This window comes from Lacinutrix sp. MedPE-SW (assembly GCF_001874145.1).
GTDB lineage: Bacteria > Bacteroidota > Bacteroidia > Flavobacteriales > Flavobacteriaceae > Lacinutrix.
In genome coordinates, this window is sequence record NZ_MPCX01000004.1 from 136,816 (window position 1) to 160,199 (window position 23,384).

26 protein-coding genes are annotated in these 23,384 nt (G+C 30.2%); 14 read left to right on the top strand and 12 right to left on the bottom strand.

Annotated features, from left to right (window positions below; translation table 11 throughout):
* Positions 1–108: 108 nt before the first annotated feature.
* Entirely contained in the window at positions 109–1,215 is a 1,107-nt protein-coding gene (locus tag BM549_RS05585) for a Glu/Leu/Phe/Val dehydrogenase (protein ID WP_290469369.1), read from the bottom strand.
* Positions 1,216–1,358: 143 nt separating this feature from the next.
* Between BM549_RS05585 and BM549_RS05590 the strand changes: the two genes are divergently transcribed.
* Together BM549_RS05590 and BM549_RS05595 are read left to right on the top strand one after the other, a co-directional pair.
* The gene (locus tag BM549_RS05590; RefSeq protein ID WP_290469370.1) at positions 1,359–3,116 is read left to right on the top strand and encodes an ABC transporter ATP-binding protein; all 1,758 of its coding nucleotides are present in this window, start codon (positions 1,359–1,361) and stop codon (positions 3,114–3,116) included.
* Between the two features lie 98 nt (positions 3,117–3,214).
* Entirely contained in the window at positions 3,215–3,625 is a 411-nt protein-coding gene (locus tag BM549_RS05595; protein ID WP_041301456.1) for a PUR family DNA/RNA-binding protein, read from the top strand.
* 71 nt (positions 3,626–3,696) lie between these two features.
* Here BM549_RS05595 and BM549_RS05600 read toward each other — a convergent pair whose 3' ends face one another.
* Genes BM549_RS05600 through BM549_RS05610 form a run of 3 tightly spaced genes read right to left on the bottom strand, consistent with a single transcriptional unit; the run spans position 3,697 to position 5,463 of the window.
* Positions 3,697–4,032, bottom strand: coding sequence for a tRNA-binding protein (locus tag BM549_RS05600; protein ID WP_013870551.1), 336 nt, complete (start codon positions 4,030–4,032; stop codon positions 3,697–3,699).
* 54 nt (positions 4,033–4,086) lie between these two features.
* Entirely contained in the window at positions 4,087–4,689 is a 603-nt protein-coding gene (locus BM549_RS05605; protein ID WP_290469371.1) for a trimeric intracellular cation channel family protein, read from the bottom strand.
* Positions 4,690–4,746: 57 nt separating this feature from the next.
* Positions 4,747–5,463 carry an RDD family protein gene (locus tag BM549_RS05610; protein ID WP_290469372.1) on the bottom strand — a complete coding sequence of 239 codons (717 nt, stop codon included), beginning with the start codon at positions 5,461–5,463 and terminating at the stop codon, positions 4,747–4,749.
* 34 nt (positions 5,464–5,497) lie between these two features.
* Here BM549_RS05610 and BM549_RS05615 point away from each other — a divergent pair, with 34 nt between their 5' ends.
* From BM549_RS05615 to BM549_RS05650, 8 genes are all read left to right on the top strand, one after another.
* The gene (locus BM549_RS05615) at positions 5,498–6,496 is read left to right on the top strand and encodes a stage II sporulation protein M (protein WP_290469373.1); all 999 of its coding nucleotides are present in this window, start codon (positions 5,498–5,500) and stop codon (positions 6,494–6,496) included.
* Positions 6,497–7,375, top strand: coding sequence for a hypothetical protein (locus tag BM549_RS05620; protein ID WP_290469374.1), 879 nt, complete (start codon positions 6,497–6,499; stop codon positions 7,373–7,375).
* Between the two features lies 1 nt (position 7,376).
* Positions 7,377–8,108, top strand: a complete 732-nt coding sequence (locus tag BM549_RS05625; protein WP_290469375.1) for a DUF4129 domain-containing protein — start codon at positions 7,377–7,379, stop codon at positions 8,106–8,108.
* Positions 8,109–8,114: 6 nt separating this feature from the next.
* The gene (locus tag BM549_RS05630) at positions 8,115–9,344 is read left to right on the top strand and encodes a DUF4350 domain-containing protein (RefSeq protein WP_290469376.1); all 1,230 of its coding nucleotides are present in this window, start codon (positions 8,115–8,117) and stop codon (positions 9,342–9,344) included.
* A complete protein-coding gene (locus tag BM549_RS05635) occupies positions 9,326–10,309 on the top strand; it encodes a MoxR family ATPase (RefSeq protein ID WP_290469377.1) in 984 nt (327 codons plus the stop codon). The genes BM549_RS05630 and BM549_RS05635 overlap by 19 nt, the downstream gene beginning before the upstream one ends.
* 47 nt (positions 10,310–10,356) lie before the next feature.
* Positions 10,357–11,688: a DUF58 domain-containing protein gene (locus tag BM549_RS05640; protein WP_290469378.1), complete on the top strand. Its 1,332-nt coding sequence runs from the start codon at positions 10,357–10,359 to the stop codon at positions 11,686–11,688.
* Positions 11,689–11,813: 125 nt separating this feature from the next.
* Positions 11,814–13,142 (top strand): OmpA family protein, encoded by a 1,329-nt coding sequence (locus BM549_RS05645; RefSeq protein WP_290469379.1) that lies wholly within the window; start codon positions 11,814–11,816, stop codon positions 13,140–13,142.
* 101 nt (positions 13,143–13,243) lie between these two features.
* Complete coding sequence (locus BM549_RS05650) at positions 13,244–13,696, top strand: DUF2141 domain-containing protein (protein ID WP_290469380.1); 453 nt, start codon at positions 13,244–13,246, stop codon at positions 13,694–13,696.
* Positions 13,697–13,769: 73 nt separating this feature from the next.
* Here the strand turns inward: BM549_RS05650 and BM549_RS05655 are convergent, their stop codons facing one another.
* Positions 13,770–14,249 carry a Dps family protein gene (locus BM549_RS05655; protein ID WP_290469381.1) on the bottom strand — a complete coding sequence of 160 codons (480 nt, stop codon included), beginning with the start codon at positions 14,247–14,249 and terminating at the stop codon, positions 13,770–13,772.
* A 105-nt stretch (positions 14,250–14,354) separates the two neighbouring features.
* Between BM549_RS05655 and BM549_RS05660 the strand changes: the two genes are divergently transcribed.
* Positions 14,355–15,293 (top strand): LysR substrate-binding domain-containing protein, encoded by a 939-nt coding sequence (locus tag BM549_RS05660; RefSeq protein ID WP_290469382.1) that lies wholly within the window; start codon positions 14,355–14,357, stop codon positions 15,291–15,293.
* On the opposite strand, the gene BM549_RS05665 is transcribed toward BM549_RS05660, so the two are convergent.
* The 7 genes from BM549_RS05665 to BM549_RS05695 form a co-directional block, all read right to left on the bottom strand.
* The gene (locus tag BM549_RS05665; RefSeq protein ID WP_290469383.1) at positions 15,294–16,247 is read right to left on the bottom strand and encodes a hypothetical protein; all 954 of its coding nucleotides are present in this window, start codon (positions 16,245–16,247) and stop codon (positions 15,294–15,296) included.
* A gap of 16 nt (positions 16,248–16,263) precedes the next feature.
* Positions 16,264–17,310, bottom strand: coding sequence for a cytochrome c peroxidase (locus BM549_RS05670; protein ID WP_290469384.1), 1,047 nt, complete (start codon positions 17,308–17,310; stop codon positions 16,264–16,266).
* Positions 17,311–17,369: 59 nt separating this feature from the next.
* Complete coding sequence (locus BM549_RS05675; protein WP_290469385.1) at positions 17,370–18,173, bottom strand: MbnP family protein; 804 nt, start codon at positions 18,171–18,173, stop codon at positions 17,370–17,372.
* Positions 18,174–18,242: 69 nt separating this feature from the next.
* Positions 18,243–18,629 carry a hypothetical protein gene (locus tag BM549_RS05680; protein WP_290469386.1) on the bottom strand — a complete coding sequence of 129 codons (387 nt, stop codon included), beginning with the start codon at positions 18,627–18,629 and terminating at the stop codon, positions 18,243–18,245.
* Between the two features lie 82 nt (positions 18,630–18,711).
* Positions 18,712–18,909 (bottom strand): hypothetical protein, encoded by a 198-nt coding sequence (locus BM549_RS05685; protein ID WP_290469387.1) that lies wholly within the window; start codon positions 18,907–18,909, stop codon positions 18,712–18,714.
* Positions 18,910–19,054: 145 nt separating this feature from the next.
* A complete protein-coding gene (locus tag BM549_RS05690; protein ID WP_290469388.1) occupies positions 19,055–19,852 on the bottom strand; it encodes a TIGR00266 family protein in 798 nt (265 codons plus the stop codon).
* A gap of 62 nt (positions 19,853–19,914) precedes the next feature.
* The gene (locus BM549_RS05695; protein ID WP_290469389.1) at positions 19,915–20,370 is read right to left on the bottom strand and encodes a DUF4442 domain-containing protein; all 456 of its coding nucleotides are present in this window, start codon (positions 20,368–20,370) and stop codon (positions 19,915–19,917) included.
* A gap of 144 nt (positions 20,371–20,514) precedes the next feature.
* Here BM549_RS05695 and BM549_RS05700 point away from each other — a divergent pair, with 144 nt between their 5' ends.
* From BM549_RS05700 to BM549_RS05710, 3 genes are all read left to right on the top strand, one after another.
* A complete protein-coding gene (locus tag BM549_RS05700; RefSeq protein ID WP_290469390.1) occupies positions 20,515–20,961 on the top strand; it encodes a DUF4870 domain-containing protein in 447 nt (148 codons plus the stop codon).
* A 79-nt stretch (positions 20,962–21,040) separates the two neighbouring features.
* Positions 21,041–21,385, top strand: a complete 345-nt coding sequence (locus BM549_RS05705; RefSeq protein ID WP_013870530.1) for a PadR family transcriptional regulator — start codon at positions 21,041–21,043, stop codon at positions 21,383–21,385.
* A complete protein-coding gene (locus tag BM549_RS05710; RefSeq protein WP_290469391.1) occupies positions 21,378–23,234 on the top strand; it encodes a PspC domain-containing protein in 1,857 nt (618 codons plus the stop codon). The genes BM549_RS05705 and BM549_RS05710 overlap by 8 nt, the downstream gene beginning before the upstream one ends.
* The last annotated feature ends 150 nt before the right edge of the window (positions 23,235–23,384 follow it).

A 23,384-nucleotide genomic window follows, 5' to 3' on the forward strand; every position in this document is an offset into this window, starting at 1 on the left:
TTAACTCTAATGTGTCTTCTACTTAACATCTTTACAAAGAACTTAAAAAAATTAGAGCGAAAGTGGTAGTCACTTTCGCTCTGCAAAAATAGTATATTTTATGAATACTTAGCTATTAGAATTTTCTTTTTTTCTAGCATTTATTCTTTCTTGTGCAATGTTTAAAGCAGCTTGATGTGTTGTAACTGCATTAGCTTCTGCATTAGATAAAATTTCTAGTGTTGTATTGTAAATATTTTCAGTTTTACGCATAATTTCGGTTTTACCGTAGTTCTCTAATTCTGCATAAACATTAATAATTCCACCTGCATTTATTAAAAAGTCTGGTGCATATACAATACCTTTATCTTGTAACATTTGACCATGAATATTTTCATTTGCCAATTGGTTATTTGCTGCTCCAGCAATAATTTTTGCTTGAAGTTTATTTATTGTATCGTCGTTAATAGTTGCGCCTAATGCACATGGTGCGTAGATGTCTACTTTTTCAAAATAAATATCGTTTCCTTTGTAAATTTCGGCGCCGTACTTAATACTTACTTCGTTTAAGCGACCTTCGTTAATATCTGAGATTATAACTTTTGCACCTTCGTTTGTTAAATGTTCTACAAGAGATTCACCAACGTGACCAATACCCTGTACGATTACAGATTTGTCTTCAAGAACATCTGTACCAAACTTATATTTTGCAGCAGCTTTCATTCCCATGAAAACACCATAAGCTGTAATTGGAGATGGATTTCCTGCTCCACCTTTACTTTCTGAAATTCCTGTTACATATGGTGTTACTTCACGTACCAAATCCATATCACTAGTTTCCATACCAACATCTTCTGCTGTTATGTATTTACCGCTTAAAGAGTGTACAAACTCTCCAAAACGTTTCATTAATTCTGGAGTTTTTTGTGTTTTAGCATCACCTATAATTACGGCTTTACCACCACCTAAATTTAAACCTGTTATGGCACTTTTAAAAGTCATACCACGAGATAAGCGCAACACATCATTTAATGCTTCCCACTCGTTCTTATATTGCCACATTCTAGTACCTCCTAAAGCAGGACCTAATACTGTATTATGTATGCCTATAATTGCTTTTAATCCTGTATCTTTGTCGTTGCAAAAAACAATTTGCTCATGATTATCGAATGATAATTGCCCAAATACTGGATCTATTTTATGTAATTCGTTTGTATTAATAACTTCTGATACCATATATATTAGTTTAATTAATGGAATTTAGTTTTACATATTATGTAAAAAGAACGCGCAAAAATAACCTATTATTAATTTTTTTGCAAAAATCGGGATGTAAATTTGAATAATTGTTAAAAACTTTAAAACTACAATTTCTGTAAATGAAAGAATTACAGCACCTTAACAAATATTTCCTTAAATATAAAAAACAGCTTATACTAGGTATAATTATAACAATTGCATCTAAGTTATTTACTGTGTTCATTCCCAAGCTAATATCTAAAATTATAGATAGTATTAGTGCCGAGATGCAAAATGCGACTGAAAACTTAGAGGTTTTTAAATCGGTTTTATTAGAAAGCATACTCCTTATTATAGGTACTGCTATTGCTACTGGGATTTTAACTTTTTTTATGCGTCAACTTATTATTAATGTATCGCGTTATATAGAGTTTGATTTAAAAAACGAAGTCTACCAACAATACCAAAAGCTCTCTTTAAATTTTTATAAAAAAAATAGAACTGGTGATTTAATGAACCGCATTAGTGAAGATGTTGGTAAAGTAAGAATGTATGTTGGTCCTGCTATAATGTATAGTATTAATACCATCACTTTATTTATAGTTGTATTGGTGTTTATGTTTAAACAAGCACCACAACTTACATTATATACTATAATTCCATTACCAATATTATCGGTTTTAATATATAAAATTAGTAAACAAATACATAAGCGAAGTACTGTAGTACAACAATATTTATCTAAACTTTCTACATTTACTCAAGAATCTTTTAGTGGCATTTCGGTTATAAAAGCCTATGGAATAGAGCCACAAACTGCTACTAACTTTAATAATTTAGCTGAAGGCAGCAAACAAAAACATCTACATTTAGTACAAATTCAAGCCTTCTTTTTTCCTATGATGCTTTTATTAATAGGTATTAGCAACATTATAGTTATCTATTTTGGTGGCAAACAATATATGGCTGGAGAAATTTCTTTAGGAAATATTATAGAGTTTATAATGTATGTAAATATGTTAACTTGGCCAGTAGCAACCGTTGGTTGGGTAACCTCTATTGTACAAGAAGCAGAAGCTTCGCAAAAAAGAATAAACGAGTTTTTAAAAGTAGAACCAGAGATTAAAAACAAAAATACGTCACTATCTAAAATAACAGGTAATATTAGCTTTAAAGATGTACACTTTACATATGACGATACTAATATTAAAGCCTTAAAAGGTGTAAGTTTTAATATAAAAGCGGGAGAAACATTAGCTATTATAGGAAAAACTGGTTCTGGTAAATCTACAATTTTAGACTTAATAGGCCGTTTGTACGATATAGACTCTGGAACACTATTAATAGACAACACACCAATAGACCAGTTAAATCTATATAGCCTTCGCGATGCCATTGGTTATGTACCTCAAGATGCCTTTTTATTTAGCGATACTATAAATAACAATATTAAATTTGGTAAAGAAAATGCAACCGATAATGAAGTAATTGCTGCTGCAAAAAATGCACAAGTACATAAAAATATTAGCAAATTTGCTAAGCAATATGAAACTGTTTTAGGAGAAAGAGGTATTACTTTATCTGGAGGACAAAAGCAACGTGTATCTATTGCTAGAGCAATAATTAAAGATCCAGAAATATTATTATTTGACGATTGCCTATCTGCCGTAGATACAGAAACTGAAGAAAAAATACTTAACAACCTAAAAAAGGTTTCTGCTGGAAAAACGACCATAATTGTGAGTCACAGAATATCATCAGCTAAAAATGCAGATCATATTATTGTTTTAGACGATGGTAAAATTGTACAAAAAGGAACACATAGCAGCTTAATTGATATAGATGGCTATTATAAAGAGCTTTATTTAAACCAATTAACCGAAAACACATCCAATTAACAACAAATAGAAGCTTTAAAAGAAAAACCCTAAAATGTTGTGTGGTTTTAATTTTTTTATATTTTTGAAACACAAAATAACACAACAACTAAAAAACTATGCATAATAACGAGATGATGGAGAAAGAGGAAATTTACTCGAAAGTTTTAAGAGCCGGAAGACGTACTTATTTTTTTGATGTTCGCGCTACTAAAGCAGGAGATTATTATTTAACAATCACTGAGAGTAAAAAATTTACAAACGACGATGGATCGTTTCATTATAAGAAACATAAAATTTACTTGTATAAAGAAGATTTTTCTGAGTTCAATTCTATTTTACAAGAAATGACAGATTATGTTATAGCAGAAAAAGGAGACGAAGTTATAAGTGATCGTCACCAAAAAGATTTCAAAAAAGAATACAACACTCCTACTCCAAGCACAGAAGCAACTGCTACAGTAGAAGAAACAACATCTACTCAAACTGCAGAAAGCAGATTTACAGATATTGATTTTGATGATATTTAAAATTAAAATATATAAACAAAAAAACACCATTTCTAACGAAATGGTGTTTTTTTGTTTATATATTTTTTTATCTAAGACACTGGCGTTCCATTTTTCACTTGCTCTTCAGGGTTTAGTAACATTACATCTTTACCATCAACAGCGCCTATAACTAAACATTCACTCATAAACTTACCTATTTGCTTTTTAGGAAAATTAACGACAGCCAAAATTTGCCTATTTAGTAATTCTTCTTTTTTATAAAGCGTTGTAATTTGTGCTGAAGATTTTTTAACGCCCAAATCACCAAAGTCTATAACCAGTTTAAATGCTGGATTTCTCGCTTCTGGAAAATCGTTAACCTCTATTATTGTACCAACGCGAATATCGACTTTTGTAAAATCTTCAAATTGAATTGTATTGCTCATGCTGTGAATTTACAAAAGTTGTTTTTGCTGCACAAAACTTTTAAATAATTGCTTTTAATTTTTATATAAGTTAGGCAACTGTAGTTTAAACCTTACTGCTAAAATACGTGTTATAATTACAACTAAACCAGCTATAATAAACACAAAGTTACCTTCTATAGGTAAACGTTTAATTATAAAATATGCTATACCGCCTAAAATACATGCCGTTGCATAAATTTCTTTTCTAAATATTATAGGTATTTCGTTACACAAAATATCGCGTATTACACCACCAAAACAAGCAGACATTGTACCTAAAGCTATACAAATAATAGGATGCAATCCTGCCGAAATACCACGTTCTATGCCTACAACAGTATACAAACCTATACCAATAGTATCGAAAAGAAATAATGATTTTCGTAAATAATCTATTTTGGTTTTAAATACAACTGCTAATATTGTAGAAGTGAATATTACATAAACAAAGGTCATATCTTTCATCCAGCTTACTGGTGTTTCACCAATAAGCACATCTCGCAATGTACCGCCACCAACTGCTGTAACAAAGGCAATAATTAGAATACCAAAAGCATCCATTTTTTTATTTAGCGCCACTAACACTCCCGAAATTGAAAAAGCAATAGTTCCTAAAATGTCAATGATGTAAAACATGTTTTAAATACTTTTATAATAAGTCAAAGCTCTATTTAAAAAAATAAAGACTTTACCTTACATATTTTGAGTGTAATAATTATAATCTTTAAGTACTGTGTTTAAAAACTCAACAGGTATTTCTATTGGTTCTACTTGCATTACCTCTTTAACACGATTATTAAGTTTTAAAATAACATTATGGTTTCCGTGTCGTTTTGCATCTTCAAAAACAGTTTTTATGGTTTGTATTTCTGCATCTTTAAATAAAGTAACTTGACTGTATTTTGGTATATAAGATGGATCTATATCTTTAATAATTGTATCGCTTAATTTTACCTTTCGTTTTTCAGTAATTACGGTAGTTCCTGCTGCAATATCTCCAACACGCTGCCCATTTCCTTTTAATAAAATAGTTAAGGTTGCTAATCCGCCACTGGTGAATACAACATCTACCAAACGTAAAATCCAGCGTACAAAATAATTACCAAATCCAGCTTTAGAACCATCTAATTTTACAACGCGTGTTTTTACTAAACTTTTACCAACGGTTTGTCCGTCCCAAAATGTTTCTAATAGTACATAATATAAAAAAGCAGGAAGTGAACATAATAAATATATAGCCCAAGAATCGCGCGGGTCTAAATCTAATTTTATTAATAATAAGTATGCAAGTATTATATAAATATATATAATTGCAGAGTCTATAATGTAACCAAGCATCCTATCTACAATACTTGCGGCATTTTGCTCAATCGCTATATTTTGAGCCGTTTCTATTTGAAATTCCTTCATATTTTCTTTTCTTTGAAAGCAAAAGAGATATTAAATGCGTGAAGCTGCTTTCGTAAAGCAAAATAAGGATAAATGGTTAACATTTGAAAATGTTCTATCAAATAAAACTTCTATAACTCCAGAAGCCTTATCAAGCCTTTATATTGAAATTACAGATCACTTAAGCTACGCTAAAACTTTTTACCCTAATAGTAATACAGAAGTCTACTTAAATGGGCTAGCTTCTTCTGCGCATCAAAAAATTTATAAAACAAAAAAAGAATCTAAAAACAGGATTATTACTTTTTTCACTCAAGAGTTTCCTTTAATGTTTACACAACATCATAGAGAATTACTTGTAGCCTTTTTAGTATTTGCTCTTTTTGTTGCTATTGGCGCATTCTCTGCTGCTAACGAAGGTGATTTTGTTCGTGGTTTTTTGGGCGACGGTTATGTAAACATGACCTTAGATAATATTGAAAAAGGCGACCCAATGGGCGTTTATAAAGAGCAAGGCGAATTTAACATGTTTCTTGGCATAACATTAAATAATATAAAGGTAGCTTTAATGGCTTTTGGCTATGGTATTTTATTAGGTATTGGCTCTTTATTTATTATGATGCAAAACGGTATTATGCTTGGAAGTTTTCAATACTTTTTTTATCAAGAAGGATTACTTTGGGAATCGGCAAGAACCATTTGGATTCATGGAACTATAGAAATTTCGGTAATTATAATTGCTGGCTGTGCTGGTTTAGTTTTAGGAAACAGCATGCTCTTTCCTGGCACTTATACACGATTAGAATCTTTTAAACGTGGCGCTGTAAATGGACTAAAAATTTTAATGAGTACTATTCCATTTTTTATACTTGCAGGATTTTTAGAAGGCTTTGTTACAAGACATACCGAAATGCCAGACTGGCTAGCTATTTTTATTATTTCAAGTTCATTAGCCGTAATACTTTTTTATTATGTGTATTACCCAATAAAATTAAATAAGCAAAAACAACAGGAAATACTTGCAAATAACCAAACGAACAAAAACCAACAATAAATGAAACAATATATAGAATTTAAAAAGAAACGTGAATTAGGAGAAATATTTTCAGATACTTTTGCTTTTATTAGAAACGAATACAAACCTTTTTTTAAAACTATAATAAATGTTGCTGGACCCTATTTAGCCTTATTTCTATTTGGCTTAGTATTTTACATGTATGTAGTTGATAATAGTTTTTCTTTTAACTTTCAAGATCCAGACGCATTTCCTACAGAGAATTTTGCTATGATTTTTGCGGCTTACGCTGCATATTTAGTTACTGCAATTTTAGCTTATACCTTTACAGTATCCACTGCATTACATTATATAAAATCTTATGTAGATAATAATGGCACAACAAAACTACAAGAGATTAAAGCCAGTGTACACCAGTCTTTTTGGGGATTTTTAGGTCTTTCTATTTTAAAAGGTTTAACCTTAGGTGTTGCCATTATGCTATGCTGTTTACCTATACTCTATTTCATGATTCCTATGGCAGTGGTGTTTCCTATATATGTTTTTGCTAAAAAAAATGCAACAGATGCTTATGGAGAAAGTTATAGCTTGGTAAGAAACGAGTTGGTCATGACAGGCGTTACTGTATTTTTAATTTGGCTGGTTTTAATTGTAATTGCATACTGTTTCATGATTCCAATCATGATGTACTCTTACATGAAAATGGGTGTTTTTTCTGGAGAGTTTGATCCTGCAAATATGGATTCATTTGTAGATCCTGTTTATATCGCTTTAAATGTGCTAAGCTCATTCTTTCAATTTCTACTTAACCTCGTATTTATTGTTGCTTCGGTATTTATTTATTTTAGTTTAAATGAAAAAAAGAACTTTACAGGTACTTTTGAGCGTATAGATTCTTTAGGTAAAACCGAAGAATAATATGCCAAACCTAAGTCGCTTCTTTTTATTTTTATTTGTCTGCTTTTTAAGTCTTGGCCAACAAGACGCAATGGCATTGCAAGACAATGATTCCTATTACAAAAAACAGGATATTACAAAAGAAGACCTTGAAAAATACACGCAAGACAAAGCCTTTAATTATAAAGAAACTATAGAAGACCCAGATAATTGGTGGACACGATTTAAGCGCTGGGTTCGTAATGGATTAATGAAGTTTTTCGAGTGGCTTTTTGGTGGCTCTAAAGCCGAAGGCATTGTATGGTTTATTTTTAGAGTATTACCATATATTTTATTAGGTATACTTATATTTTTACTTATTAGGTTTTTTCTAAAAGTTAATAGCCGAAATCTAATTTATGGTGAACAAAATAAAGCTACAATTAATTTTACAGACGAAGAACAAATTATAAAAAACGAAGATATAAATGCTTTAATAACCGAAGCTATAAAGCAAAACGATTACCGTTTAGCGATTAGATATTATTACTTACTAACGCTTAAAAATTTATCTGAAACCAATATAATTGATTGGCAATTACAAAAAACAAATGCAGATTATATAAACGAAATTAAAACCAATACCATACAAGCTCAATTTGAAAAAATAACTAAAATTTACGATTATGTCTGGTATGGAGAATTTAAAGTAGATGCTTTAAAATTTGAAAGTTTAAAACAAAAATTTATTAACCTTAACAACCAAGTAAAATAATTAATATTGGATAAAAAAGGAAAAATATACATTGGGTTAACTGTTTTAGTGGTGGTGCTAATTGTAATTTTAGAATACAATAAACCACAAGAATTAAACTGGTTTCCTAGCTATGCTAAGCATCACAAAATTCCTTTTGGCTCTTATGTTTTGCATGAACAATTAGAGCGTATTTTTACTAAAGAAAATATAATTGATGTAGAGCGACCACCTTTTGAGTATTTAAATAAAAATACCATAAACGGCACGTATTTTTTTATGAATGCCGATGTTACATTTGACAAAGCTGAATTAGATAAACTTTTAAGCTGGACAGCAAAAGGCAACACACTAGCCATAGCATCTGAAACTATTTCTTCAAAAATTTTAGACACTTTAAATTTAGAACGCTCCTTTGTAAGTAATTTTGATAACATTAAAAACCAATATCAATTTACCCTAAAAGATAGTACATTAAACAATTACAAAAAGTACCAATACGACAAAGCAAATTTTGTTTACTATTTTAATAAAATAGATAGTTTAAACACAACCGTTATTGGGCAAGTTTCAAATGTTTCAGAAACAGATTCTATTGCAAATAAACGTTATACAAACGTTATTAAACAACCTTTTGGCGATGGCGAAATTATAATTAATTTATTTCCGCAGGCATACACAAATTACTTTATGCTAGAAGAACCAAATTACAATTATACAGCTGGACTTTTATCGTACATAAACCCAAACAAAACCATTTATTTTGATAACCATTATAAATCTGGCAAAAAAATAGCCACGTCTCCACTCTATGTATTTTTAAAAGCCAAAGAGTTAAAATGGGCCTATTACATCATGCTAATTGGTGTTTTATTTTATATTCTTTTTGAAGGAAAACGAAAACAACGTGCAATACCTGTAGTAAAACCTTTGCGTAACCAAACACTAGATTTTACACGTACAATTGCAAATATGTACTATGAAAACAGTAAACATCAAGATATCGCTCAACATAAAATTCAACATTTTATGGATTATATTAGAACGCAATTACATTTAAATACAAATACTATAGACGAGGCATTTTTAAAAAACTTAGCAGCAAGAAGCAATAACGATTTTGAAGCTACAAAAACGCTTTTTAAAACTATAGAAAACATTTCAAATCAAAAAAATATTTCTAAAGAAGCATTAGAAAAACTAAACACTTTAATAGAAAAATTTAAATCGCATAACACATGGAAAACCAAGAGTTAGAATTTAATAATAGAATCCCGTTAGAGGATTTAAAAAATGCAGCAAATGCTATTAAAGCCGAGTTAGGTAAAGTAATTGTTGGCCAACAAGAATTTATAGAATTATTAATAGTTTCTCTATTTGCAGATGGTCACGTTTTAATTGAAGGTGTTCCCGGAATTGCAAAAACAGTTACAGCAAAACTATTTGCTAAGGTTTTAAAAACCGATTTTAGTCGTATTCAGTTTACACCAGATTTAATGCCAAGTGACGTTTTAGGAACATCGGTTTTAAACATGAAAACATCAGAGTTTGAATTTCATCAAGGTCCTATTTTTTCTAACATTGTTTTAATAGATGAAATTAATCGTGCACCAGCAAAAACACAAGCTGCCCTTTTTGAAACTATGGAAGAACGCCAAGCAACTATAGATGGTACAACCTATCCATTTAAATCTCCTTTTATGGTTTTAGCCACGCAAAACCCAATTGAACAAGAAGGAACCTATGCTTTACCAGAAGCACAATTAGATAGGTTTATATTTAAAATAAAAGTAGATTACCCAAATCTAGAAGACGAAATTAAAATAATACAAACGCATCATGAGCGTAAAGGAGAAAAGCCGCAAACACTTATTGAGCCTATTTTAAATGCTAATGATATTGCAACTTATAAAAAGCAAATACAATCTATAGTCGTTGAAGAAAAAATAATAAAATACATAGCCCAATTGGTTTCTAAAACAAGAAATCATCCACATTTATACCTTGGTGGTTCTCCAAGAGCCTCAATTGCAATATTAAATACTGCAAAAGCTTTTGCTGCAATAAACGGAAGAGATTTTGTTACACCTGAAGATGTGAAAAAGACATTAAAACCTATACTAAACCATAGAATTATTTTAACACCAGAACGTGAAATGGAAGGCATGACTACAGAAAATGTTGTAGATATGATTGTGCAGTCTGTAGAAATACCTAGATAACCACAAGCTAACACTTAAAACACGTTAAGCTTAACCTGGAATAAAACATGAAATTTATAAAATCACTTTACTTACACAACGGTTTCTTTGTCTATTTGGCAAGTGCATCAGTGTGTTTTTTATTATCGTATTGGATTCCTATTTTGTTTTCAATTGCATGGATAATTACTATTGTGATTTCTGTTTTATTTTTTACAGACTTACTTTTACTTTATCGTTTTAAAAAACCAATAAAAGCAAGACGTTTATTACCAGATAAGTTTTCTAACAGCGACGAAAATCCTGTACCAGTTACAATAACAAATAACTATCCTTTTAAAACTGAAATTTCTGTTATAGATGAGTTACCAGTACAATTTCAAAAAAGAGATTTCGAGTACTTAACTCATTTACAGTCTAATGAAGTTCACGATTTCACATATAATGTTAGGCCAGTAGAGCGTGGTGAATATTTTTTTGGAAATTTAAATATATACGCATCATCAACCTTACGTATTGTAAAACGAAAATTTCAATTTCAAAACGAGCAAATGGTTGCTGTATACCCATCGTTTATTCAAATGCAGAAGTACGATTTTTTAGCCATGAGCAATAATTTAACTGCTGTTGGATTAAAAAAAATTAGACGTATTGGTAACACATCAGAGTTTGAACAAATAAAAGATTACATTCAAGGAGACGATTTTAGAACTGTAAATTGGAAAGCAACAGCTAAACGTGGCCAATTAATGGTTAATCAATTTCAAGATGAAAAATCACAACCTATATATTCTATAATAGATACAGGTCGTGTAATGAAAATGCCTTTTAATGGTTTAAAGTTATTAGATTATGCTATAAATTCTACATTAGCTTTTAGTAATGTTGCTTTAAAAAAGCATGATAAGGTAGGTATGCTCACGTTTTCTAAAACAGTAGATTCTTTTTTACCTGCCACACAAAAATTAACTTACTTAAATACTATTTTAGAACGTTTATATAATATAGACACACAGTTTTCAGATTGTGATTATGGTATGTTATATGCCCAAATAAAAAGAAAAATCACTAACAGAAGTTTACTACTTTTATATACTAATTTTGAACACATTAGTGCTTTAAAAAGGCAATTACCATACTTACAAGCTATTTCTAAAAAGCATTTATTAGTGGTTGTAATTTTTGAAAATACAGAGTTAGATGAACTTATCTCTCAAGATGCTGAAAATCTTCAAGCTATTTATCACAAAACTATTGCCGAAAAATTTTCGTATGAGAAACGCTTAATGGTAAAAGAGCTTCAAAAATATGGAATACAAAGTATTTTAACAGCACCAGAAAAGCTTACTGTAAACACAATCAACAAATACTTAGAGATTAAAGCTAGAGGTTTACTATAACCTTTATTTTATTTTATTTTATCTTATTTTCTAGCACTTAGACCGTTAAAATGCTTTTTCTTTTTCGATATTGTAATTTTTAATATATCTTGCTATAGCTATTAATTAAATTCAAAACAAACCCAATGAAACCATTAGGTCGTTCTATACTTATTTTATTGTGCATAATTTTATCACATGCCTCTTTTTCTCAAACAAAAAATAATCCTTGGTTAGTAAATTTTGGTGCTAACGCTATAAATAACCCAGTTCGTGATCAAGATTTAGATGGGCGCTTTAAAACCTGGAATTTAAATACAGCAGGATTTAGATTATCTGTAGGGCGCTTAGTTAAAAACAAAATTACTTTTGAAACTGTTTTTTCTTTAAACTCTATTGAAGATAACACACCAATTAGTGAAGAACTCCAAGGAGTAGAATATCCATACATATCTTTAGATGGTATGTTTAAATATCAATTTACCAAAGGATTAGGTTTAATAGATCCTTATGTAACTATTGGTGGTGGTTACACATGGCTTGATACAATTGGAGCAGGAACAGTAGCTGGTGGTGTTGGCGTAAATATATGGGTTGGAAATCGTTTTGGTTTTAACATACAATCTGTTTACAAACATGCTTTTAAAGAATATGGTTTAAAGCATTACCAACATTCTGCAGGTATTGTATTTAGATTTGGAGGAAAAGACACAGATGGTGATGGTATTAATGACGATGTTGATGCTTGTCCAGATTTATTTGGTATTATAGAAGCAAACGGTTGTCCTGATGCAGATGGCGATACTGTTATAGATAGTGAAGATTTATGCCCTAATGATTTTGGACCAGCAACTATGCGTGGTTGTCCAGATAACGATGGTGATGGCACACCAGATAAATACGACAAATGTCCTACAGTAAAAGGTGCGATTAACGATGATGGTTGCCCAAGAATTGACACAGATGGTGATGGTATAGACGATAGGTTTGATAAATGCCCACAACAACCAGGAGTAAAAGAAAATCAAGGTTGCCCTAAAGTATTAACACCCCTAGAAAAAAAACAACAAGCTAATGCTCAACGCCAACAAATAATAGAGAGAAATGCTAAAATTAAACAGCAAGTTATTAATGATTTAAATAATCTTTCAAAAACTATAGTTTTTAATAACGGTAAAACATCATTAACTACAAAAGGAGAACAAGCTTTAGATGAAATTTTTAAAATCATGGATTTACAAAAAAACATGAAATTTCATATCACTGGACATACAGATAATGTTGGCTCGAAAGCTACTAATTTAGCACTATCTGATAAAAGAGCTGCTTCTGCAAAAGCCTATTTAATAAAAAAAGGTATAGAAGCCAATCGCCTAACCTCTCAAGGTTATGGTGAAGAGAATCCAATAGCAGATAATAATACTAGTGAGGGCAGATTAAAAAACAGAAGAATTGAAATTTACATAACCAATTAACAATTGGTCTATAAAAAACTACAATTGAGACATATAAAATATTAAAAGCATACAACTTGTAAGATATTTGAAGTATAAATAACAAATAAAAACTTTACATTATGACTTTTATTAAAACAGCTTACAACAAGAATAGCAAAACTTTACTTTTAGGCTTTGTAGTATTATTTTTCTCATTTATTAGTTTCGCACAAGAAAGCAGTACTTATAACATAACAGTTACAATCAACAACGTAAAAAACACTAACGGTGTAGTACTTTTAGGTTTACATAACGATACAACTTTTATGAAAACTAAAGCATTAAAAAATGCTAAAAGTAAAATTGAAAATAATAAAATTAGTATTACTTTTAAAGATGTTAAACCAGGAGATTATGCAATTATGGCTGTGCATGATGAAAATGAAAATAATCGTATGGATTTTGATTCTAATGGAATGCCACAAGAAAGTTATGGGATGTCTAATAACCCAATGAGTTATGGACCTCCACAATATGGTGATGCTAAATTTACAGTTACAGATAAAGATTTAAAGTTGAACATAAGATTTTAACCAACCCTTATGTTTAACAAAAAAGGAGACCTATTGGTCTCCTTTTTTTATATTTTATAATAAATTTTATGGGTTAAATGCTTTTTCCTAACCAAGCATTCATCATCCAAACAGTTTTTTCTTGTTCTGTAATTAAATCACTCATCATTGCACTTGTACCTTCATCATTAGCATCACCGGCTTTATCAAGTATTTGGCGTTCAATTTTTAATAACTCAGAAAGTGAATCAACAATTAATTGTACAGCTTCTACATCTTGAGAAATATTTTTTCCTACTGGTACTTTTGCACTTTTTATATAAGCTTCAAAAGTATGTAAAGGCGTTTCACCTAAAGTTAAAATACGTTCTGCCAATGCATCAACTTTCATATTGGCATCTGTATAAAGTTCTTCAAATTTAACATGTAAATCGAAAAAATTCTTTCCTCTAATATTCCAATGAATTCCTCTTAAATTCTGGTAATACGTTTGAAAATTTGCTAATAAATCGTTCAAATCTTTAGCAAGTTCTTTGGTTTTTCCTGTATCTAATCCTAATGTATTTAAAGTCATAATTTTTCTTTTTATTGGTTTATCAAATTTAACTAAAAATAAAGTGGCATTAATTATAAGTTTTATTGATACATTTTATATTTTTATAGCCTAAGATTATACCAAATGACAATTACTCAATTAACTTATGTATTAGCTGTAGCTGAACACCAAAACTTTACTAAAGCTGCCGAAAAATGTTTTGTTACACAACCTACATTAAGTATGCAAATTCAAAAATTAGAAGATCAATTAGATATTTTAATATTTGATAGAAGTAAAAAACCAATTGAATTAACAGATGTTGGAGCAAAAATTGTAACCCAAGCTCGAAATATAGTAAATGAATCTTACCGTATAAAAGATATTGTAGATCAACAAAAAGGCTTTATTGGTGGTGAATTTAAATTAGGTATAATACCAACAGTTATGCCTACATTACTACCAATGTTTTTAAAGAGTTTTATAAAAAAATACCCAAAAGTAAATCTTAAAATTGAAGAGCTTACAACCGAAGAGGTTATAACTAGAATAAAGGACGGACATTTAGATGCTGCTATTGCCGCAACACCATTAGAAGATGAATTAATTAAAGAGCGTGTACTGTATTTTGAACCGTTTACTGCTTACATTCCCAAAAACCATAGACTAGCTAGTAAAAAGAAACTAGATGTTAGTGATCTTGAAATTGACGATATGCTTTTACTTGAAGATGGTCACTGTTTTAGAGATGGTGTAATTAATTTATGTAAAGTTTTTAAAGACCACTCAGACGATAACTTCCAGTTAGAAAGTGGTAGTATAGAAACTTTAATAAAATTATCTAACGAAGGTTTAGGTATGACTTTGCTACCTTACTTACATACGCTGGACATGAACGAAAAAGCAATTGAAAATCTTCATTACTTTAACGAACCATCTCCAGCGAGAGAAGTAAGTATAATTTATCATAAAAGTGAATTAAAAATGCAAATAATTGAAGCATTACAAGAAATTATTATGGGTGTAATACGTGGTGCTATTGCATTTCAAAATGTTCAAATTATTAGTCCGTTATCTAAATAACTACAAAGCAAAATTCACGTATACAGAAAATCTTTGTTTAGATTCTACATTACCACCAAATAGTTTTTGGCTTATTGGTAAGGTATAACTTGCACCAAAAATAAAATTTTTAATTGCTACCTCAGACCCAAGAGAACCATTTAAAATGTCACCATCTGTATCATTCAATGTTTCACCGTATTGCTCTATAGCATTATATACATCTCCAGAAACACCTACAAAAGGCATTATATTTACTTTATCTGTAGAGAAAGCTGTATATGCATTTAAAGCATAACTAAATTGGTTACCAAATTGGTATTTATTTTTATTCTCGCCTTTTAAATAGTAACTTAAAAGTGTATTTATACCTATTTTGTTTCCGCCGTAGTTATAACCTACCGATAAGATACCATCAAAACTTCCTGTTCCAACTTGAAAACCAGGATTAACATTATCTGCTAAGCGTTCTTCAAATTCACCTGTTGGTAATTTAACACCTAAACCAAATTGTAATGAATGTCCTGAAGCTTCTTTTTCTCCATTAAAATTCACAACCTTTTCATCTTGCTTTTTATAAAAATTAAGTTTATACCAACCAATTAAACTACTATCGCCTAATCCAGAAATATTTTCTGTAGTACCTTTAAATGTTCGGTTTAAATCTTGATACGGTAAATTAGCACTAATATAAATTGTTTTAGTAATAGGAATTTGTGCCCATAGTTGATAGGTATTAAAAGCCTCTTTACTTTTTGGAGAGTTTTCAAAAATTCCGGTTTTAGATTCAAAATTTTGATAGATATACCTTATACCTATAAAATTAGCATTACTTAAAGTGCCATAACCAAAGCTACCACTACTTGTTTCACAACCACACAAATCGCAAAAAAACTGATGGTTATTATGATTTTTACATGGCTCTAAATTGTTATGTGCATTTAAATTTTGAAATTGAAAGAGTAGTATACTCAATACTAGTATTAGTTTATTAAAATTCTGCAAAGCGTTCATCGTTTAAAAATTCGTAATCTGTAAGTGTTTTTAGAAAAGCTATTAAACTTTCCTTTTCGTAATCTGAAAGGTCTATACCATATGTTCCATCATCTTTAAGCAATGACTCGTCTACATTACCATTATCTGTAATACCAGAATTATAAAACTCTAAAACAGCTTCTAATGTAGTAAAACGCCCATCGTGCATGTAAGGAAAACTTACTTCTACATTGCGTAAGCTAGGCACTTTAAACTTGTATAAATCGTTAGGATTGTTGCCTATATTATAGCGTCCTAAGTCGTTTAATTGTGGATTTATAGATAAGCCATTATTTCTAAAAGTTTGATCTGTAAACAAACTTGATGCATGACAACCAGCACATTTAGTCTCAAAAGTACTTAAACCATTTGCCTCTAAAGCTGTGAATGTTACGTTGTCTTCATTTCTAATAAACTTATCATATTTTGAATTAGAAGAAACCATAGCAACCATAAACTGAGATAGTGCTTTTAGCATATTTTCTGTATTAATTTCACCATCATTAAAAGCTCGTGTAAACTGCTCTTGATAATATGGTTCTGCACTTAGTTTTTGAATAACATTACTAAGGCTTTCTCCCATTTCTAACTCACTGGTAATTGGAATTATGGGTTGCAAGTCTAAATGAGAGGCAGAACCATCCCACATAAATGAGGTTTGGTAAGCTAAATTTTGAATAGGCTGCGCGTTTCTAAAACCAATACCACCATTAACTCCATGACTTAAATTATGGCCGTGATGTGTAAAAGCAAAAGCCTGCTCGTGGCAAAATGCACAAGCAATAGCATTGTTTGAAGATAACTTACCGTCATAAAACAACTTTTTTCCAAGCTCGAAACCGGCTTGGGTAATTGGGTTATTATCTAAATTGTAAGAAATATCTGGAAAGTTTGAAGGTGTTTCTATTACCATAGGTATGGGTTCGTAAACCGCAACTTGAGACTCGTTAGAGCACGAAACACAACACACTATACCTAAAAGAAAAAAGATTATTTTTTTCATAATATTATAGGAATTATAAAACCATTGAAGCGTCTATGCTTCAATGGTTTTAATTATATTTAATCGTTATGTATGTGATGAACCTCGAACATACCACTAATATTGGTAGCTATAATTGGAGTTTCTACTGCATCAACATGTACTTGGTCATATCCATCTGCAAAATTCACTGTTGTAGTACCATCAAAAACTTTAGAGATATCAGACTTTATATGAATTTCTGGCGAAGCATCTTGTCTTACTCTAACCGTGTTTGGAAAACTTAAAGTAACTTCTTTATAATTATCTAATGAGGAACCAACACTTCCCATATGGATATTTAAAGGTTCGTTTATTACTGTATTATTGCTATATGTACCGTCTATTCTTATAAACTTATAGCCTGCTGCCCAACTCCATAACATACCTTTAGCTTCTGCTAATTCTAAAAAGTCTCCTTGACCTTCTGCTCCTAAAGCAAAACGCTCTTGGTCTATACCTATACCAAAAGTAACTTCTGTATAATCTGCAGCGTCTATATTATTTAGTGTAATATAAATTTCACCTGCATTATTAGCATCTGCTTCATCAACAATAAAGGCATTGTTTTCATCTGGATACATAAATGTATTACCGTTACTATCTTTTACTCTAATGTTACTTATAATATATTTTAAGTTATCTACTTTGTAAGACTCGTTATTTGATTTGTTATAATTAGTACCAAAAATAAAATCTTGATCTCCTACTCCATTGTCAAACTTTAAGGTTAATGTTCCGTTTTGTCCTGATAAATCTTCAGGATTGTTTGCGTCGTCATCTGATGAACACGCAGAAATTATTGTGCATAGCAAGAGTGCAAATGCAAATTTTAATGTTTTCATTTGTATAAATTTTAATTGTAATAGTTTTAAAAGCTTTGGTTAAAGATCATAACCAAATGAATGTAAAATTTACACTATAGGAGGTTTAAAAGAAAAAGATTCAAAAGAATAGTCATATAAATTTTGATACGCTGGCTCAACTTGAAATAAATTTAATAGAGAATTACTTTTTAAGTTATTATAATTATAGTCTGCAAAAAAAACTGGAAAAAAAGATTCTGCTAATGTATTTAAAGCAAGATCTATATCATTATCGTTAGTTGTAGTAGTAGCAGTTGCCAATTGTTTAGCTAAATGACATTTACCATTACATTGCAATTGGGGTTTCTCTTTATTTATACAATAGGTTTCAATAATGTAATCTATATTTAATTGAAAATATGCGACATATCCAGTAAAGAAAAGTGGTCTTACTGCAAATGATATAAAAAGAAGTATCGCAAAAATTGATTTCAATTTTTTTTTACAAAGGTAAAACTGAAAATATAATTTTGCTAATTATTAGGCGTTAAAAAAGCGACTATATAGTCGCTTTTTGTTATGCTTTTAAATATATTAAACATTGGTCTAAATCAGGATTTTCATGAACTAAAGATTGTATATATATCTTTAGTTCTTCAATTTCATAAGGTAGCAAACGCTGAAGTGCCTTTTGAACTTCCTTACAGAACAAGTTAGTATCAAAACTAACTTTATTTAGTACAGTTTTAGTGTACTCAAACATTGCTCTTGCCATAATTATTATCGTTGGGTTTAGTTAAAAAAAGTAATATTGTTAAATAGGCAAACGGTTTATAAATTCGATTAAATGTAGTGAAAAAATCCGTTGAAAAATGTCGTATTTTAAAATTTAACAGTTAATAAAATCTTAATTAACATCGTTAAAATCTATTATCACCATCGAGTAAATCGCCTAAACCTCCTAAAATACTGCCTTCTCCTTTACTATTTCCACCTTTTGGCAGACTAGCAATTACTCGATTTGCAAGTCTACTAAAAGGTAACGACTGTATATATACTGTTCCTGGTCCTTGTAGTTTAGCAAAAAACAAACCTTCACCTCCAAATATGCTGTTTTTAATACCACCTATAAACTCTATATCGTAGTTTACATTTTGTGTAAAGCCAATTATACAACCAGTATCTACTCTTAACGTTTCTCCAGCTTTTAATTCTTTTTTAGCCGTAGTTCCTCCTGCATGAACAAATGCCATACCATCACCTTCTAACTTTTCCATTATAAAACCTTCACCACCAAATAAGCCTCTGCCTAGTTTTTTACTAAATTCTATACCTATACTCACTCCTTTTGCTGCGCATAAAAAAGCATCTTTTTGGCAAATAAATTTACCGCCACACTCGGTTAAATCTATAGGTATAATTTTTCCTGGATATGGTGATGCAAAAGAAACGTTACGTTTACCTTCTAAGGTGTTATAAAAAGCGGTAATAAATAAACTTTCTCCTGTTAAAATTCTTCGGCCTGCACCAAGTACTTTGCCCAAAAAGCCTTTATCTTTTTTAGAGCCATCTCCAAATATGGTTTCCATTTTAATACCATCATCCATCATCATAAAGCTTCCAGATTCTGCTATTACAGCTTCTTGAGGGTCTAGTTCTATTTCTACATATTGCATTTCTTCTCCATAAATGCGATAATCTATTTCGTGTGCTGTCATGAGTGTTTAGTTTTTATTGATTAATATATTGGTATAAAATTATTGGTTAGCGTTACAACAATTTAATTTTTTACTCTTACAGACCACTCAAAATTAAAAGTAGATACAACTACGCCATCTTCATTTGTACCTGTAGCTTGCATCCAAAAGGTTTGCCCATCTCCAGTTTCTATTGTTTTTTTTAAAGCATCGTCTATTAAATGCCCATCATTACATGTAAATATAATTTTACCAGTTGCTTTTTTGGTAAATGTTGCATTGTTATTAGATACTAACATAGAAACTTTTTTTCCAGATGTTCTAATTTTACCTAAAACTAATGCTCCTGTAGACAACTCTGCTGCCATACCTTGTACTGCCCAAAACATTGAGTTAAATGGGTTTTGATTTATCCAACGGTGTTTTACTTTAACAGTACAAGAGGTTTCGGTTATAGACTTTACTCTAACGCCTGTTAAGTATACCGATGGTAACTTAAACATATTAAATGCATTAATTTTTTTTGGTGTAAGCTTCATATATAATTTATTATTTAAACCAAATCTATTGAAAAAATTCAACAAATCAATATGTTAATATTTTGTTAATTTTTAGTACTATGCGTAACATAATACCTTTTTTTAGACATATATTTGTATAAGAAACTATTATATACTTTTAAAATGAACCAAAATAACCACAACAATATCGCCACATTCATTCACTTATCTACCTTTTCAAGGTTTATAATACCATTTGGAAACTTTTTAGGTCCTGTAATATTATGGATAATGAATAAAGAAAAATCGCAATTTATAGACACACATGGTAAGCAAGCCATTAATTTTCAAATAAGCATTTTATTATATGCTTTAATTATTGGAGTGCTAACTGTGCCGTTTTTCGCTTTTAACATTTTACACGATATAAACTTTCTAGACTTTAATTTATTTAATGGTATTCATATAGATATGAGTGAGCCTTCACCTCTATTTTACATTGGTGGATCTTTAGGTTTTTTAGCCGTTATAGGTTTTATATTAGAAATCATATTTATAATTAAAGCCAGTTTAAGTGCTAGAGATGGTGAATTATATAATTACCCATTTACAATAAACTTTATAAAATGAAATCAATCGCTTTGTAAAAAGCATCATCAATAATCAATCAAAAAATGAACAGTTTAACAACATTAAATCGCATGACAATATGAAGATAGAAAACACAAAAGCACAAATGCGTAAAGGTGTTTTAGAGTATTGCATCTTATCTGTCTTAAAAGACGACGATGCATACGTAGCCGAAATATTAGGCACACTTAAAGACGCCAAGTTGCTTGTTGTAGAAGGTACAATTTATCCTTTATTAACAAGATTAAAAAACGCAGGACTTCTTAGTTATCGCTGGGAAGAAAGCACCTCTGGACCGCCAAGAAAATATTATGGATTAACAGAAACAGGAAAGCTGTTTTTAAAAGAATTATCCACTACTTGGGACGAATTACAAACCGCAGTTAACACCGTTACACCATCAAAAAACAACAAAAATGAATAAAACAGTCAACATAAATTTAGCAGGTATATTTTTTCACATAGATGAAGATGCATACTTAAAATTGCAGCGCTATCTTGAGGCTATAAAACGTTCATTTACAGACTCTCAAGGAAGAAGTGAAATTATAGCAGATATTGAAGCTAGAATTTCAGAACTATTTTCAGAACGTGTAAAACACGATAAACAAGTTATTAGTGTAAAAGAAGTAGACGATGTTATCTCTATTATGGGACAACCCGAAGACTACTTAGTTGATGACGAAATTTTTGAAGATGAACCACAACACAAATCATATTCAAAATCTAAGCCTTCTAAAAAACTATTTAGAGATACAGAAAACTCTTATGTTGGAGGTGTTTCGGCTGGTTTAGGTCACTATTTTGGTATCGATGCCTTATGGATTAGAATTATATGGTTCTTATTAATATTTGGTGCAGGAACTGGTGTTTTACTTTATATTTTACTTTGGATTTTTATTCCTGAAGCCACAACAACTTCAGAAAAAATACAAATGACCGGAGAAAAAGTCACCATTTCTAACATTGAAAAAAAAATTCGTGACGGCTTTGATAATGCTTCAGAAAACCTTCAAAAAACTGGTGATAAGTTAAAGGAAACCTTTGATAATGCTTCTGGAACAATTTCAGAATCTGTAAAAAATATAGATTTTAATCAAAAAAGCAATACTATAAAATCTAGTTCAAAGTCCTTTTTTGATACTATTGCAGACATTTTTATGTTCTTCTTAAAAATCTTTGCAAAGTTTATAGGCGTTATTTTAGTATTCACTGGTGCTGTTGCTGTTATTTCACTAATTATAAGTTTTTTATCTTCTAATTTAGTAGATAATGTTCACATTCCTGGTGTAGATTTTAATGAACTATCTATTGCATCTGGCGCACCGTTTTGGCTATTTTCATTATTGGTATTATTTGCAGTTGGTATTCCTTTTTTAATGTTATTTTATTTAGGTTTAAAAATTCTTGTAAACAATTTAAAATCTATGGGTAACATTGCTAAATTCACATTGTTTGGCCTTTGGTTATTATCTATAATAGGTTTATTTATAATTGGAGTTAAACAAGGATTATCTTATAAAGAGGAAGCTAAAGTTATAAAAACAGAGCAACTTTATAATGTTACTAAAAACGACACTTTATTTCTTACCATGCAGAATAACGATTACTATGCTGAAAACTTTAGAAGATCATTTCATAATTTTGACGAAGGTTTTAATGAGAGTGGAGAGAAAGTTACTTACTCTCAAGGCGTACGCTTAGTTGTAAAATCTACCAGAGATAGTGTCGCTAAAATTAGAATTGAACGTTCTTCTCGTGGTACAACATACAATCTAGCTAAAGATAGAGCCGAAAATATTAGTTACAATTATACATTAGTTAATAACGAATTAAAATTAGATAATCACTTTTTAATTCCAAATAACAACAGGCATAGAGATCAAAAAGTAGAAGTTACTTTGTACTTACCAGAAGGCAGCTATTTGTTTGCAGATGAAAATACACATAACTACCATAGCAATAACTCTTATCGTTATAACGATATTTTAGATCATGGTATGGAGTCTAACTTTCTTGAAGTAAAAAACAATAGTTTACTATGTTTAGACTGCCCAAACAATGACGATAATGATGACGATGACTTTAAAGTTAGAGTAGATATAAATAACGATAACGCAGAGTTAAGAATCAACGAAGAAAGTTTTGAAGCTAAAGGTAAAAACGCTCAAGTAACTATAGACGACAATGGTGTTAATGCAAAAAGTGAAGAAGTTAACGTCACTATAGGTGAAGATGGTATAGAAATTACATCTAAGAAAAAAGATAAATAAACACACAACTCATCAATCAAAAAACTAAAAATCAATCAAAAAAATGATAACAATAGCTAAATTTTTAATCGAAACCGTACTTGAAATTTTTGTTTAAGTACAAGCAATAAACCAACCAATTGCTAAACCATTTCAAGCTTTAAAAGAGTT